10 protein-coding genes and 1 pseudogene are annotated in these 15,453 nt (G+C 71.1%); 3 read left to right on the top strand and 8 right to left on the bottom strand.

From position 1 onward, the window contains the following. Positions 1–54 precede the first annotated feature (54 nt). The 4 genes and pseudogenes from mgt to ACYUED_RS34275 form a co-directional block, all read right to left on the bottom strand. Positions 55–1,306, bottom strand: a pseudogene (gene mgt, locus ACYUED_RS34290) (macrolide-inactivating glycosyltransferase). A 75-nt stretch (positions 1,307–1,381) separates the two neighbouring features. After that, positions 1,382–2,665, bottom strand: a complete 1,284-nt coding sequence (locus ACYUED_RS34285) for an ABC transporter substrate-binding protein (protein ID WP_491288474.1) — start codon at positions 2,663–2,665, stop codon at positions 1,382–1,384. Beyond that, complete coding sequence (locus ACYUED_RS34280) at positions 2,665–3,510, bottom strand: carbohydrate ABC transporter permease (RefSeq protein WP_491288473.1); 846 nt, start codon at positions 3,508–3,510, stop codon at positions 2,665–2,667. Before ACYUED_RS34280 ends, ACYUED_RS34285 begins: the two co-directional genes overlap by 1 nt. Next, entirely contained in the window at positions 3,507–4,442 is a 936-nt protein-coding gene (locus ACYUED_RS34275; RefSeq protein WP_491288472.1) for a carbohydrate ABC transporter permease, read from the bottom strand. The genes ACYUED_RS34280 and ACYUED_RS34275 overlap by 4 nt, the downstream gene beginning before the upstream one ends. 210 nt (positions 4,443–4,652) lie before the next feature. Here ACYUED_RS34275 and ACYUED_RS34270 point away from each other — a divergent pair, with 210 nt between their 5' ends. Then, positions 4,653–5,516, top strand: a complete 864-nt coding sequence (locus ACYUED_RS34270; RefSeq protein ID WP_491288471.1) for a phosphotransferase enzyme family protein — start codon at positions 4,653–4,655, stop codon at positions 5,514–5,516. 22 nt (positions 5,517–5,538) lie between these two features. On the opposite strand, the gene ACYUED_RS34265 is transcribed toward ACYUED_RS34270, so the two are convergent. The 4 genes from ACYUED_RS34265 to ACYUED_RS34250 form a co-directional block, all read right to left on the bottom strand. Then, positions 5,539–6,261 carry a 3'-5' exonuclease gene (locus ACYUED_RS34265; protein ID WP_491288470.1) on the bottom strand — a complete coding sequence of 241 codons (723 nt, stop codon included), beginning with the start codon at positions 6,259–6,261 and terminating at the stop codon, positions 5,539–5,541. A gap of 102 nt (positions 6,262–6,363) precedes the next feature. Continuing rightward, positions 6,364–7,632 (bottom strand): DUF5919 domain-containing protein, encoded by a 1,269-nt coding sequence (locus ACYUED_RS34260; protein ID WP_491288469.1) that lies wholly within the window; start codon positions 7,630–7,632, stop codon positions 6,364–6,366. 74 nt (positions 7,633–7,706) lie between these two features. Next, positions 7,707–9,026, bottom strand: coding sequence for a copper amine oxidase (locus ACYUED_RS34255; protein WP_491288468.1), 1,320 nt, complete (start codon positions 9,024–9,026; stop codon positions 7,707–7,709). 55 nt (positions 9,027–9,081) lie between these two features. Next, positions 9,082–9,897: a Tat pathway signal sequence domain protein gene (locus ACYUED_RS34250; RefSeq protein ID WP_491288467.1), complete on the bottom strand. Its 816-nt coding sequence runs from the start codon at positions 9,895–9,897 to the stop codon at positions 9,082–9,084. Positions 9,898–10,074: 177 nt separating this feature from the next. Between ACYUED_RS34250 and glgX the strand changes: the two genes are divergently transcribed. Both glgX and treY read left to right on the top strand, forming a co-directional pair. Beyond that, positions 10,075–12,204, top strand: a complete 2,130-nt coding sequence (gene glgX / locus ACYUED_RS34245) for a glycogen debranching protein GlgX (protein WP_491288466.1) — start codon at positions 10,075–10,077, stop codon at positions 12,202–12,204. A gap of 696 nt (positions 12,205–12,900) precedes the next feature. Then, positions 12,901–15,255, top strand: coding sequence for a malto-oligosyltrehalose synthase (treY, locus tag ACYUED_RS34240; RefSeq protein WP_491288465.1), 2,355 nt, complete (start codon positions 12,901–12,903; stop codon positions 15,253–15,255). Positions 15,256–15,453 lie beyond the last annotated feature (198 nt).

Genomic DNA, 15,453 nt, shown 5'->3' with positions numbered 1-15,453 from the left:
GCCCTCACTCGTCCTCACTCGTCCTCAGTCGTCCTCAGTCGCTCTCACTCGCCCTCACCGCGCGGGCAGTTCGGCCTCGATCAGGTCGACCGCCCTGCAGGTGCCGCCCTCCTGGGCCATCTCGGCCCGGATCTCCTTGAGCCGGAGGGTCACTTCGGGGTCGTCGACCAGGGCGAGGGCGGCGGCACGCAGGGTCTCGGCGTCCGCCTCCGCCGTGGGGACGTGGCGGGCCACTCCGAGTGCCTGCAGCATGTCCGCGTTGCCGAACTGGTCGACGGCCTGTGGTACGGCGATCATCGGCGTCGAGGTCGCCAGCCCCTCCTGGCTGCCGCCCGCCCCGGCGTGCGTGACGAACAGGTCGGCCTCCTTGAGGATCGCCAACTGCGGTACCCAGGAACGCACTTCGACGTTCGCCGGTACGTCACCGAGCTCGGCGGGGTCCCGCTGCCCGCCGATCTGCAGCACGAGATGCCAGCCCGGGAGATCGCCGAGGGCCCGCACGCACTCCCGGTAGAAGCCCGGCTGGTTGGTGAAGGTCGACCCGAGCGACACCAGCACCACCTTCGCCGCACCCTCCGGCCGCCGCCACTCCCCCTCCACCGACCGGTCGCCCTGGCAGGCGCCGACGAAGGTGTACACGCTCTCGTCGACCCGGTCGGCGTTGGGCTGCAACGCCCTGGGGATCAGGACGAGCGAACGGTCGGGCCGGCCCATGAAGGAATCGGGGTGCAGGGTGATCCCGTTCTCCTCCAGCCAGGCCCGGAAGCGGGAGTAGTACGCCTGACCGCGCTCGGTGCTCTTCGGCTCGGCCCACATGGGCTCGGCGACCTCCTCCTCGTAGCCCTCCCAGGCGACGAGGTTCGGCGACAGTGAGATCGCGGGCACGCCCCAGCGGTGGGCGAGGACACGGCCGGGGTACGCCGTGATGTCGTGCAGGACGAGATCCGGCACGTCGCCCTCGTACGCCCGGCTCAGCTGGGGCAGGGCCTGGATGGCGTCGCCGAGGAAGAGCTCGACGTGGTCGAGCAGCTCACTGCCCCAGGCCGCCGGGTCGGCGCCCGGCCCCGGCAGGGTGGAGTTCCAGAGCTTCGGCTCGGCACCGGTCTCGGCGACCTTCTCCGCGAAGACCGGCGGGATCGCGTACGTGACCCGGTGCCCGCGGGCGACGAGCTCGCGGACCACCTCCAGACTGGGGTTCACATGGCCGTGGGCGGCCACGGAGAACATGGCGATGTGGGCGGGGCGGGTCTTGGGGGCTCGGCTCGTCATGTGATCGACGGTAGGCGAGACGAACCGTCTCGTACAACTTGTATTTTGTGCCACCTTCCGACTCGTCCGGCCGGCGCCTCGTGCGCGACGAGGCCGGGACGAGGGCGGCGGTTCACCGCTGGTACCGCGCCAGCACCAGGTTGCCGTCCTTCACGAGGCGTCTGCGCAGTTCGCCCAGGCGGATGGCCCCGCTGTAGTACTCCTGGAGGGCGGGGGTCGCCACCTTGTCCTTCCACTCGGGGTAGCCGCGCACGGACTGCGCGGGTGCCGAGCGGAGATGGCCGGCGAGGGCGGTACCGGTGGCCCAGCCGTCCTTGGCCGTGTACAGGGCAGGGTCCTTGAGGGCCTGGGTGCCGGTCGGCAGCATCCAGTCGCCCAGCGCCAGCCGCACCATGTTCCTCGGCCGCAGCAGGAAGTCGACGAACTCGGCGGCCTCCTTCTTGTGCGGGCTGTCCTCGGCGATGGACAGGGTCTGCGGGCTGACACCCTGGGTGAGCCCGTCGGCGCCGGCCGGGGCGGGCAGCACCTGCCAGTCGAAGCCCTTGGGTGCCTGCTGCACGATCTGCTGGCGGTAGGAGAAGCCGAGCGGGACCATCGCATACCTGCCGCCGAAGAAGCCGGGCAGGGTGTCCGAGCCGCCGCTGCCCAGAGTGGTGGGCGAGGCACTGTGATCGGTGTCCGCCTGGTCGTGGATCGTGCGGGGCACCACCCGGTCGGCCGCTTCGAAGCGGATGGTCACCCTGCCGTCGGCGCCCCGGTGGAACAGCTCGCCGCCCGCCGACAGCGAGAGGTTGAGCGTGGCGGAGACGGGCTCCTTGAGCGGCCAGGCCACGCCGTACTTCCCCTTGCCGCTGAGCTGCCGGGTGACGCTCCTGAACTCCGCCCAGCTCCAGGGGTGTTCGGGAGCGGGGATCCGTACGCCTGACCCCTTCAGCCATTTCCTGTTGGCGACGATCACCCGCGGCTCCTGAAGGAAGGGCACGCCGTAGACTCCGTCCCCGAAGGTCCCCGTCTCCCAACTCCGTTGCGGAATGTCGGACTTGAGTCGGGTGGACAGTAGTCCTCGCAGGTCGGCGAGGTAGCCGCCGTAGGCGAAGTCCGCGAGGTCGTCGGAGGCGTCGTGGATGATGTCGGGTGCCTCACCGCCCTCGAAGGAGGTGAGGAGCTGGTCGTGGACGCTGTCCCAACTCCCCTGGACGTACGCGACCCTGACGTCCGGATGGCTCGCGTTCCACTCCTTCACCAGCTCCTTGTTGGCCTCGACCGACTCCTGCTGCCAGGCCAGTGACTGGAAGCGGAGGGTGACCCGGCCGTCCGCGGTGTCGCTGCCGTCGCCCGTGCATCCCGCCAACAGGGCCAGCACGAGGGCGAGGAGGCCGGTCATTCTGCCGCGCATCAGTTCTTCACCGCCCCGGTGAGCATGCCGCCCGTGATCCGCCGCTGGATGAGGGCGAACACGACGAGGGAGGGCAGCGTCGCGAGGAACGCGGCCGCCGCGAGCGGGCCGAGGTCGGCGACGCCCTCCGCGCCGATGAAGTGGGTGAGCACCACCGGAAGGGTCTGTTTCTCGGGGGTCTTCAGCAGGACGAGTGCGAAGAAGAACTCGTTCCACGCGGTGACGAAGGCGAACAGTCCCGTCGCCGCGATCCCCGGCGCGAGCAGCGGCGCCACCACCGACACCAGTGTCCGCAGCCGCCCGGCCCCGTCGACGGCGGCCGCCTCCTCGATCTCGGTCGGCACCGCGCGGACGTATCCGGCCAGCATCCACAGCGCGAAGGGCAGTGCCCACACCACGTACACCAGCGTCAGACCCGCCAGCGAGTTGATCAGCCGCAGGTTCTTCAGTACGAGGAACAGCGGGATGATCACCAGGACCAGCGGGAACGCCTGGCTGACCACCACCCAGCCGGTGGCGGCCCGGGTGAGCGCGGAGCGCCGGCGGGCCATGACATAGGCGAGCGGGGTCGCGATCGCCACCGCGATGGCTGCCGCCCCGACCGCGGCGAGCAGGGAGTTGAGCGCGGCGTGCAGCAGGGGCTGCTCGTCGAAGGCCTGGCGGAAGTTGCCGAGGGTGGGGTGCCGGGGGATCCAGGTGGGGTGCAGAGCGCCCAGTTCGCGGGGCGACTTGAAGGCGGTGGAGAGCAGCCAGAGGAGAGGGAAGGCGAGGAAGACGAGATACGCGAGCAGGGCCGCGTACTGGCCGGCCCTCAGGCCGGTGCGGATGCCGGTCCGGGCCCTCATCCCTCGTCACCTCCCCTGAGCCGGCCCACGAGGAAGAGGGCGAGCAGCACCGAGATGACCGCGACCATCACACATCCCATCGCCACCGCGTACCCGAACTGCCCGTAGCGGAAGGCCTCTTCGTAGGCGAACAGCATGGGCAGGCGGGTGCGGCCGCCGGGGCCGCCACTGGTCAGTACATAGACCAGGGCGAAGGAGTTGAGGTTCCAGATCAGGTTGAGCGCGGTGATGGCGAGGGCGACCGGCCTGAGGGCGGGCCAGGTGACCGTGCGGAAGCGGCGCCAGGCACCCGCCCCGTCGACGGCGGCCGCCTCGTGGAGTTCGCGCGGGGTGTTCTGCAGTCCGGCGAGCAGCGCGACCGTGGTCTGCGGCATGCCCGCCCAGACGCCGACGACGATCACCGCGGGCAGGGCGGTCCCGAGACCGCTGAGCCAGTCGCGGCCGTCGCCGAGGCCGAGGTCGTGCAGGGTTTCGTTGAGAACGCCCGCATCCGGGTTGTAGACCAGCCGCCACATGATGCCCACGACGATTTCGGGCATCGCCCACGGGACAATCGCGAGGGCGCGGGCCGGCCCTCTCAGCCGCAGGTCCTCGTTGAGCAGCAGCGCGAGACCAAGTGCCAGCAGGAACTGCGGGACGGTCACACCGACCGCCCACACCAGCCCGATCCGGAACGACTCCCAGAACAGCGTGTCGTGCAGCAGGTCCTGGAAGTTGAGGCCGCCGACCCACTGCGTGGGCCGGGTCCGGCCGGACTGGGAGTCGGTGAAGGCCAGCAGGATGCCGTAGAGCAGGGGGCCGACGCTCAGTACGAGGATGGGGATCAGGGCGGGAAGGACGAGGAACCAGGCGCCGTGCCCGTCGGCGGGCCGACGTCCTCCGCTGCTCGGGGTGCGTCGCACCGCCCGCCCCTGCGCAGTCACCAGTGTCACGGACTCAGCCCCTTCGCGCTGCTCGGGTGGGCCCCGTCATGCTCGTGAAGGCGCTGTACGCCGTCAAGGCACCGCACACAGGGCCGGACCTGTGCGGATGCGAGACTGACCCACGGATGGCGCGATTCCGACGCCGTCCGCGACAGACCTGGGACGACACAGCAGGCGTACGACGACACGGCAGCCGTACGACGACAGGGGAGGCGGACGATGGACGAGGCGACGGCGCGGGACGCACTGGCCGCGGCGGGAGTGCTGCCCGTCCCGGCACGCGACGCGCGGCTCCTCGCGCTGGGTGAGAACGCGGTGTTCGCCGCCGGTGACCTGGTGGTCAAGGTGGGCCGCGACGCCGAACTCCTCGGCCGGGCGCGCCGGGAACTGGACATCGCCGAGTGGCTCGCCGAGGCGGGCGTGCCGGCGGTGCGGGCGGCCGAGCCGAAGCCGCTGCTGGTCGAGGGGCACCCCGTGACCGTGTGGCACCGGCTGCCCGATGCCGTACGGGCCGCGGAACCGCGGGATTTGGCCGAACTGCTGCGGGTGGTCCACGCTCTGCCGTCACCCTCCTTCGATGTGCCGCCCCGTGAGCTGCTGGGCGGTGTGGAACGCTGGCTGCGCCTCGCGGGCGACGCGATCGACCCCGCGGACGCGGCGTATCTGCGGGACCGGCGGGACGGCTTCGCTTCGGCCGCCGCCGCGCTCACCCCGCATCTTCCGCCCGGCCCCATCCACGGGGACGCGCTGCCCCGCAATGTGCACGTCGGCCCGGACGGTCCGGTCCTGGTCGATCTGGAGACCTTCTCCGCCGACCTGCGTGAGCATGACCTGGTCGTCATGGCCCTCTCCCGCGACCGCTACGGCCTGCCGGCCGACGCCTACGACTCCTTCACCGAGTCCTACGGCTGGGACGTGCGCGAGTGGGAGGGCTGCTCGGTGCTGCGCGGCGCCCGCGAGACGGCCAGCTGCGCCTGGGTCTCCCAGCACGCACCGACCAACCCCAAGGCCCTGGTCGAGTTCGAACGCCGGGTGGCGTCACTGCGGGACGGGGACGAGTCGGTGCGCTGGTATCCGTTCTGAACGAACCTCGTGGAGAGGGGGTTCAGACCGTCTCGTCCGCCGGCTCCCGCAGGGGCCAGGTGCCGTCGACCACCGCTGTCGCGTCCCCCTTGCCGCGCAGGAAGCTCTGGAAGTCCGCCGCCCACTCGGCATACCACGCAATCTGGCGGCGGTGCAGTTCCGCCGGACCGAGGGCTGCGATCTTGGGGTGGCGGGCGGCTATCGCGCCGGCCAGACAGGCCGCGGCGAGGGCGTCGGCCGAGGCGTTGTGCGCGGCGTCGAGCGGTACGCCGTACTCCGTGCAGACCGCTTCGAGGTTGCGCTTGCCGCGGCGGTAGCGGTCGACCCAGCGGTCGATGGTGTACGGGTCGATGACCGGGGCGGGGTCGAGGCCGCCCAGCCGCTCGCGGAGGGACGGCAGGCCGTGCCTGCGCAGTTCCGCGGAGAGCAGGCTCAGGTCGAAGGCGGCGTTGTAGGCGACCACCGGGACGCCCGTCTTCCAGTAGCCGGCCAGGACGTCCGCGATGGCGTCCGCCACCTGGTCGGCGGGGCGGCCGTCCGCCGCCGCCCGCTCGTTACTGATCCCGTGGACCGCGACCGCGTCGGCCGGGATCTCCACGCCCGGATCCGCCAGCCACTCACGGCGCCCCAGGGGCTGCCCGCCCCTGACCTCGATCACGGCCCCCGTGACGATGCGCGCCTCGCGCGGATCGGTCCCGGTCGTCTCCAGGTCGAAGCCGATCAGCAGCTCCTGGTGCCAGCCCATGGGCTGCCCCCCTTCTTGGTGGTGCTTTCCCCCAGTGGTCTCCACCTTCCCATGTGCCACTGACAATCCGAGGACCGCATTCCGCTTGCGGCCACGGGCGGTTCAGGACACGGGCCGCGAATCCACCCAAGTCGTTTCGAACTCCTCGCGATAGGTCGGGAAGAGCCCGCTGTCATCCACATCGTCCGATTTGACCACTCGGTTGCCGTTGCGCAGCACCAGCACCGGCGCCTCCATGCCGCGCGAACGCCGCAGATAGGACTGCACGACGGCGATGCCGTCCGAGCCGTCGCCGTCGACGAGGTAGGCCGTGCAGCGCGGGGTCTCGTCGTAGACCTGGATCTCGAAGGCACCCGGGTCGCGCAGCCGGGACCGCACCCGGCGCATGTGCAGGATGTTCATCTCGACGGCCCGGCTCAACTCCCCGCGCTTCATGCCGAGTTCGCGCTCGCGCCGCTTGACGGCGCTGGAGGCCGGGTTGAGGAACAGGAGCCGGACCCGGCAGCCGGCCTCGGCGAGGCGCAGCAGCCGTCGCCCGGAGAAGTTCTGCACGAGCAGGTTGAGGCCGATGCCGACGGCGTCGAGGCGGCGGGCGCCGCCGAACATGTCCTCGGCCGGGAACTGGCGCAACAGCCGCACCCGGTCGGGATGCACGGCGACCACGTCCGCGTACCGGTCGCCGACCAGGTCCTCCACCGCGTCCACGGGCAGCCGGCGTGCCGACGGCACGTCCCCGGCCGCGCCGAGGATGTCCAGCAGCTTCGCCGAGGCCCGCTCGGCCTGGTTCAGGACCGCCTCGGACAGGGCGCGGTTGCGGGAGACGACGTTGCGGGTGACCTCGAGCTCGTCCAGGGCGAGTTCGACGTCGCGGCGGTCGTCGATGTACGGCTCGAAGCACGGCCAGTGCTGCACCATCAGCTCGCGCAGCTGCGGCAGGGTGAGGAAGCTGAGGACGTTGTCGTCGGCCGGGTCGAGCAAGTAGCCCTTGCGGCGGCTGACTTCGCGTACCGCGACCGCGCGCTGCACCCATTCCTGGCCGGCCGGCCCGGCTGCGGCGACCACCCAGTCGTCGCCGTGGACGGGTTCGTAGACGGGCCGCAGAACGGCGGCCACGACCGCGCGCAGCCGCTGTTCGACGAGGTTCAGCCAGATGTAGGCCCGGCCGGCTCGCTGAGCGCGCGTACGCACCTCGCGCCAGGCGTCGGTGTCCCAGTCCAGCTCCGGCCCGATGGAACTCGTCGCCATGGGCCTGGCCAGGGACACCGTGCCGGGCGGGACGTCTGCGGAGTCCCCCTCGTGACCCTCGTCACCAGGGGGCAACTCCAGCCCTCCCGACCCCACCCGCGCACCGCCTTCCGCTCCCCCGAGCACTACCCCGTGTCAACGATCAAGGAAGGGTACTCCGGGAGCGGTCGACGGTGCAGCCGGATGGACAGTGTCGTTTCTCAACTACGCGGCTCCCAGTGGCCGTTCTGGGACGCGAGGGCGTCGGGAGTGAGCGGATTCATAGCGGTGACGTCCCTCGGGGCGATGGAGAAGCCCTGCCAGTGGATCGGCATGGGCTGCTGGTCCTCGTCCCGCGCTATGTGGTGGAAGCCCACGTTCATCCAGACGATCGGGTGGGTGAGTGTCTGGCCGTTCACCCACTTGTCGACGGATTTGCCCGCCGCGGCAGGGCAGTTGCCGGTGTTGTTGGTGGCGAACTGCTCGCACTTGTTGTACTCGGTGAAGTACAGGTCGTGCCTGGTGAAGCTGCGGCCCGGGTACTTGGTGGTGGTGCCGGGGACGATCTCGTACGAGCGCGCGTGCCCGTCCTTGTTCTTGCCGGTCGCGCTGACCATCCGCCACCAGCGGTAGGCCTTGTAGTCGCCGCCGAGTTCCTTGGCGACCTTGGTGCGGGTGGTCTTGGCGGACGGGGCCTCCTGGCCGCGGGCCGGCGCGCTGACCTTCGAGTCGTACTGCTCGACCTTCGTCTTGGAGGAGCCGTCGAGGCCGAAGTCCAGCCGCCAGAAGACGTTGTGGGTGTGGCTGGTGGCGGAGGCGGTGGCGCCCTTGCCGATGGGCCAGCCGCGGCCGTCGCCCGCGTCGTAGTCCTCGAAGGAGAGGCTGCCGGTGGCGCCGACGTTCATGTTGATCGTGCCGTCGTCCTGGAAACGCCACTCGGTCATGTACTCGTACCAGCCGACCTGGTTGACCGTGTAGACGAGCAGGTCCTTGCCCTGCTGCTGGTAGACCTTGTTCGCGCTGTCGCCCTGCATGCGGTAGGCGTGGCCGCGGGCGCGGGTGGTGGTGCACAGGCCCTTGACGTCGGCCTGCGACGGGTCCCAGGAGTCCGGCACCTTGACGGTCTTGATGGTGCCGCCGGGGCACTCGCCGGGCGCCAGGTTCATCAGGCCCTGGGCGAAGCCGAAGCCGGTGAGGTCGTCGTACTCGACGCTGCCGTCGTCGTAGGGCACGTCGATCTGGGCGAGCCGGGCACTGTTGAGCACCTTGATCGGCGTGGTCTCGCCCTTGGGCTGGTAGGACACGTTGTCGAGGACGAGTCCGGCCTTGCTGTCGTAGCGCCAGCACATCCGCCAGGTCGTGCCGCTGGACAGCTTCTGCTCGATCTTGTAGGCGGCGCTGCAGTCGGCGGCGGGGGCTGCGGCGGCCTTCGGCTGGGCGGCGGCCGGCCCGGCACCGGTGACCGCGCCGGCGGCCAGCGCGGCCACGGACAGGCCGACGGCCGTCCGGGTGCGGGCACGGCTCATTCTGATCACGCGCATGAAGAAGTGACTCCCTTACAGGAGGAGCAGGTGGGAAAAGTGAGCGGAGGCGGGCTCAGCGTCGGGCGAGCTTGGCGACCTTGCCCGCACTGAGGTCGACGATCAGCGACCTGGCATCGATCCACGGCCCGTTGACGACCTTCGGAAACAGCCGCACGCACCGGTGCTCACCGCACTTGTCCAGGACGGCGGGCTGGGCGCCCGGCGTGGCCCGGTACACGGCGCCGTTGAGCAGCAGCTGGTCCGGCGTGGTGAGCTCCTTGCCGGTGGCGTCCTTGTAGTCCGCCTTGAGTCCGGCGCCGAGCGGGTCGGCGATCAGGAGCTTGGCGGCCTCGGCGTTCTCGGCGCGGCTCAGCGGCGGCTGGACGCCGTGCTGCGTGCCGCTCTCCTCGACCTTTCCGGTGTCCAGGTTGACCGTCTTGGTGACGAGGGTGTCGTTCTTGTAGTCGTAGAACGTCACGTCGGCGCGACGGGGCGCGCTCGGGTCGTCCACCTCGTCGTTCTCCGGGTCGGCGATGTCGACCGTGAGCCGCTGCGGCCCGCGCTCGCCCTCGACGTTCTCGGCGGAGTTGAGCAGCTGACGGCTGGCGGCGATCTGCTCGGCCCGCTTGGTCTCGTCGGCGGTGAGCGGGTCGTTGCCCTTGCCCTTGTCGCCCTCGGCGGGCGCCTGCTCGACCACACCTGCCGGGACCGCGCCGTCCTGCCCCTGTCCCGCTTCCTGCGCCGCCCGAGTGCCTGCGCTGCCGCCCCCCGACTCGTCGGCCCCCGCCGTCCCCGGCAGGGTGATGCCGACCATCACGGCGGTCCCGGCCACCGCGATGGCCGCTCCGGCCACCACCTTGCCCAGATGGCGGTGCACTATCTTGCGCACATTTCCCCCCACTCCCCCTTCATCCGGGAGTACGTGTCTGCCCCACTGGTTCGGCATACCGCGTATGCCTGGTCGATCGGTAAGAGGGACGTAAGTCATAGGTGGTTCCATCACTTTCGGGGACACTCGACGCGAAGGCGCCTCCGACGGCGCGCCCCACCTGAAAGAGTCGTGTCCATGCAGGTCTGGCCTGGCGAGGCGTATCCGCTCGGTGCCACGTACGACGGCGCCGGCACCAATTTCGCGGTCTTCTCGGAGACCGCGGACCGAGTAGAGCTGTGTCTGCTGCACGACGACGGCTCGGAGACGGCGGTGGAACTGCGCGAGAGCGACGCTTTCGTGCGGCACGCGTACGTGCCCGGCATCATGCCGGGACAGCGTTACGGCTTCCGCGTGCACGGCCCGTACGCCCCCGAGCGTGGCATGCGCTGCAACTCGGCGAAGCTGCTGCTCGACCCCTACGCGCGCGCGATCAGCGGTTCCATCCGCTGGGGCGAGGAGGTGTACGGCTACCACTTCGACGCGCCCGACGAGCGCAACGACCTGGACTCGGCCCCGCACACGATGACATCGGTCGTGGTCAACCCCTACTTCGACTGGGGCGACGACCGGCGGCCCCGGCGCGGCTACCACGAGACGGTGATCTACGAGGCCCATGTGAAAGGCCTCACCATGCAGCACCCGGGGCTGCCGGAGGAGCTGCGCGGCACCTACGCGGCGCTGGCGCACCCGGTGATCATCGAGCATCTGGTGGAGCTGGGCGTGACCACGCTGGAGCTGATGCCGGTCCACCAGTTCGTGAACGACCACCGGCTGGTCGACATGGGCCTGAACAACTACTGGGGCTACAACACGATCGGTTTCTTCGCCCCGCACAACGCGTACGCGTCCTGGGGCGACCGCGGCCAGCAGGTCCTGGAGTTCAAGTCGGCGATCAAGGCGCTGCACGAGGCCGGTATCGAGGTCATCCTGGACGTGGTCTACAACCACACGGCCGAGGGCAACCACCTGGGCCCGACGCTCTCCTTCAAGGGCATCGACAACCCGCAGTACTACCGGCTCACCGACGACCCTCGCTACTACATGGACACCACGGGCACCGGGAACTCCCTGCTGATGCGGTCCCCGCACGTCCTGCAGCTGATCATGGACTCGCTGCGCTACTGGGTCACCGAGATGCATGTCGACGGTTTCCGCTTCGACCTGGCGGCCACGCTGGCCAGGCAGTTCCACGAGGTGGACCGGCTGTCGTCGTTCTTCGACCTGGTGCAGCAGGACCCGGTGGTCTCCCAGGTGAAGCTGATCGCCGAGCCGTGGGACGTCGGCGAGGGCGGCTACCAGGTGGGCAATTTCCCGCCGCTGTGGACCGAGTGGAACGGCAAGTACCGCGACACCGTGCGGGACATGTGGCGGGGTGAGCAGCGCGCGCTCGCCGAGTTCGCGTCCCGGCTGACGGGCTCGTCGGACCTCTACCAGGACGACGGCCGCCGCCCGCTGGCCTCGATCAACTTCGTGACCTGCCACGACGGTTTCACCCTGCACGACCTGGTTGCCTACAACAACAAGCGCAACCGCGCCAACGGCGAGGACAACCGGGACGGCGAGAGCCACAACCGGTCCTGGAACTGCGGGGCGGAGGGCGAGACCGACGATCCCGAGGTGCTGGGGCTGCGGGCACGCCAGATGCGGAACTTCATCGCCACGCTGATGCTGTCCCAGGGCGTGCCGATGATCAGCCACGGCGACGAGTTCGCCCGCACCCAGAACGGCAACAACAACGCCTACTGCCAGGACAACGAGCTGGCCTGGGTGAAGTGGCCGGCCTCCGACGCGGAGAAGGACGCGGCCGGCAGCGAGCTGCTGGAGTTCGCGCGCGCGATGGTGTGGCTGCGCAAGGACCATCCGGTCTTCCGCAGGCGCCGCTTCTTCCACGGGCGCCCCGTGGAGGGCACCCACGACGAGCTGTCGGACATCGCCTGGTTCACCCCGGAGGGCAAGGAGATGACCCAGCGTGACTGGGACACGGCACCGGCCTCTGCCCTGACGGTGTTCCTGAACGGGAACGCGATCTCCGAGCCGGGCACGCGCGGCGAGCGGATCGGCGACGACTCGTTCCTGCTGATGTTCAACGCCTCGCCCGAGACGCTGGACTTCGTGGTGCCGGTCAACCACGGCCGCCAGTGGCAGGTCGTCGTCGACACCGCCCGCACGGACGGAGCACAGCCGGACACGGGCCCGAAGGTACGCGCCGGTGACCGGCTGACCCTGGTGGACCGTAGCCTGACGGTGCTGCAGCGGCCGACGTAGTGCCTGCCCGGCGCCGGTCCACGCCGCTGTGACGGGCCGCCGATCGGGCACGCGCGCGTGGAGGGCCGTTTCGGTGGGCCCGGGGTACGAGGCCGGGCACGCCGTCGCCGCGATCCCGGAGGCGAGTGGGTGGCCGGGCCGACCAGCGCCGGTCCCAGGGCGAAGGAGATCTCGCCGAGGGGGCTGTCGAAGGAGATGGCCGCGCCGACCGTGGGCTCGGGGGCTCCTGGCCGGCGGGCCGGCGCCACCGGACGGGCACGGCCCAAGGGGCCGATCAGCGGTACGGTCGCGCCTGCCGACGGCCCCAGGAGCGCGAGCGGCGCGGTGGGCAGTTCGGCGAGCGCGCCGGCGACCAGCGCGGCGATCGCGATGCCGTCGGCGAGGGAGAAGAGGAGCACGACCGTCCGCCGGCCGTGCCGGTCGGCGGGCCGCAGCTCACCTGTCCGAGGGCGGGCACCCCGCCGGTGAGCCCCCGCGGCCGTCGGCGAGACGCTGGTGCGGGCGACGGGCGGCACAGTCCCGAACCGGATCGTGGCGGTCGCCGGCAGCGGCCCGGTCGGTGCGATGACGTCCTCGTCCGTGCGCCCCATGCCCCGGGCGGCCGCTGATCCCCATCGCTCGACGCCTGCCACGCGCGCGTGCACTCGTGGAGGGGTCGATGTCACGAAGGGCGGCAGGACGGGTACGTAGGTTTGCATGACACCTGAGCGAGTCGACCCCGTGGTGCCCACGGCCACCTACCGGCTGCAGCTGCAGCCCGCGTTCCCGTTCGCAGCCGCGGCCGCGGCCGTGCCGTACCTTGCCTCGCTCGGCGTCTCGCATCTGCATCTGTCGCCGGTGCTGGAGGCCGTGCCCGGCTCCCTGCACGGCTACGACGTCGTGGACCACGCGCGCGTACGCGAGGAACTGGGCGGCGAGGAGGAACTGCGCGCGCTGGCGCACACCGCGCGGGAGCACGGTCTGGGCCTGGTGGTGGACATCGTGCCGAACCACATGGCGATGGCGCCGCGCCACAACCACGCCCTGTGGGAGGTGCTGCGGGAGGGCCCGAAGTCGCCGTACGCACGCTGGTTCGACGTCGACTGGGAGGCGCAGGGCGGCCAGGTGCTGCTGCCGGTGCTCGGGGGCCCGCTCGGCTCGGTGATCGACGAGCTCAGCGTCGACGGTGACGTGCTGCGCTACTACGACCATGTGTTCCCGTTGCGCGAGGGCACCAGGGAGCTGCCGCTGCCGCAGCTCCTTGACGCGCAGTGGTACCGCCCGGTGTGGTGGCGGCTGGCCCGCACGGAGCTCAACTACCGGCGTTTCTTCAGCATCTCGGAGCTGATCGGGGTGCGGGTCGAGGACCCGGAGGTGTTCGAGGCGACACACGCGACGGTGCTTCGGCTGCTGCACGAGGGCGTGGTCGACGGGCTGCGCGTCGACCATCCCGACGGGCTCGCCGACCCGGACGCGTACCTGAGGCGGCTGCACGAGGCGACGGGCGGCCGCTGGACGGTCGTGGAGAAGATCCTGTCGGACGGCGAGCCCCTGCCGGCCTCGTGGCCCGTCGCGGGCACCACCGGCTACGACGCCCTGCGGCACATCGACGGGCTCTTCACCGATCCGGCGGGATTCGGTGAACTCCTCGGCCAGTACCGGAGGTTCGCGGCCCCGCAGACCGACCGGGGCGGCGACTGGGCGGCGACGGTACGGCGGGCAGCGTACAAGGTGCTCACGCACGAGCTGGCCACCGAGGTCGACCGGCTGACCCGGGTGGCGAGCAGACTGTGCGCCGCCTCGCCGGACCCCGCGCTGCGCGACCGTGCTCCCTGGGCACTGCGCACGGCGCTGCAGGAGCTGCTGGTCCGCCTGGACGTCTACCGGCCCTACGCCTCCGCGGACGCCGCCTCCGTGGTCACCGAGGAGGCCGCGGCCGAGGCCCGGCTCGCCTTCGTCGTAACGGAGGAGGCCGGTGCGGTGGACGTGGTGCGCGACCTGGTGCTGGGGCGGGCCGGTGACGGGCCCGACCTCGAGGAGTTCCGCGCCCGGTTCGCGCAGACCGCGTCGGCCCTGCGCGCCAAGTCCGTGGAGGACACGGCGTTCTACCGTCATGTGCCGCTGCTGTCGGCGACCGAGGTGGGCGGCAACCCGGGGAGCCCGGCGGTGTCGCCGGAGGACTTTCACGCCTACTGCGCGCGCGTGCAGCGCGACTGGCCGGCGACCGGGACCGTGGTGTCGACGCACGACACCAAGCGCAGCGCCGACGTACGGGCGGCGCTGGCCGTGCTCACCGAGTGCCCGCAGCGCTGGGCGGACGTACTGGCGGAAGTGACGCGCGCGGGAGAGGGCGTGCCGGACGCACAGCTGGCGTGGGCGGCCTGGCAGACGGTGTTCGGTCTCGGTGCCGGAGCCGAGGAACGCGTGCAGCAGGCCCTGTTGAAGCATGTCCGCGAGGCGGGTCTGTTCACGAGCTGGACGGAGCAGGAGCCCGCCTACGAGAAGGCGGTGGCGGCGTTCGTCGCGGCGGGTCCGTGCGGGGCGCCGGGCGAGCACATGGTCGCCATGAGGAGTGCGCTGGAGGCGCACATCCGGGCGAACGTGCTGGGCACCGCCCTGGTCCACCTGACGATGCCGGGGGTGCCGGACGTCTACCAGGGCACCGAGGGCGAGTACCTGGCGCTGGTGGACCCGGACAACCGGCGGCCGGTGCGGTTCCCGCCCGAGGACCCCGGCGACAAGGACGCGGTGACCGCGGCGGCGCTCCGGCTTCGCGCGCGGCGGCCCGGCGCCTTCGGGGACGCGGCGACGTACGCGCCGCTGACCCCCGAGGGACCGGCGGCCGCCCACTGTGCGGCGTTCGTACGGTCCGGGGAGGTCGTCACGGCGGTGACACGGCTGTCGCTGCGGCTGGCGGAGGCGGGCGGCTGGCGGGACACGCGCCTTCCGCTGCCGCCCGGGCGCTGGTCCGATGTGCTGTCTCCGGAGCGGGAGTTCACGGGGCACGCGCGCGTGGAGGACCTTTTCGAACCACTGCCGGTGGTGCTGCTGGAGCGGGTGGACGCGGACTAGTGCCGCGTCAGTCAAGGTCTGCCCGTAAAGGGGCGGCGTCCGGTGCATGCTCTCGGCGTGCGGGCCGGGAGTCCTCGTACTGGACGTACTTGGGCTTTCGGCCGGTGCGGCGAAGGGGGTCCCCGCGTGTGCCGGGCGGAGCCGGTTCGAGGGCGGGGGCGCGTGCCGGGCGTCGCGACGGGGCGAACCTTGGCTGAG

The sequence above is a fragment of the Streptomyces sp. DF42 genome (assembly GCF_058267695.1).
The sequence above is the reverse complement of the archived record's forward strand: the minus strand, read 5'-3'. Positions and strand labels throughout refer to the sequence as shown.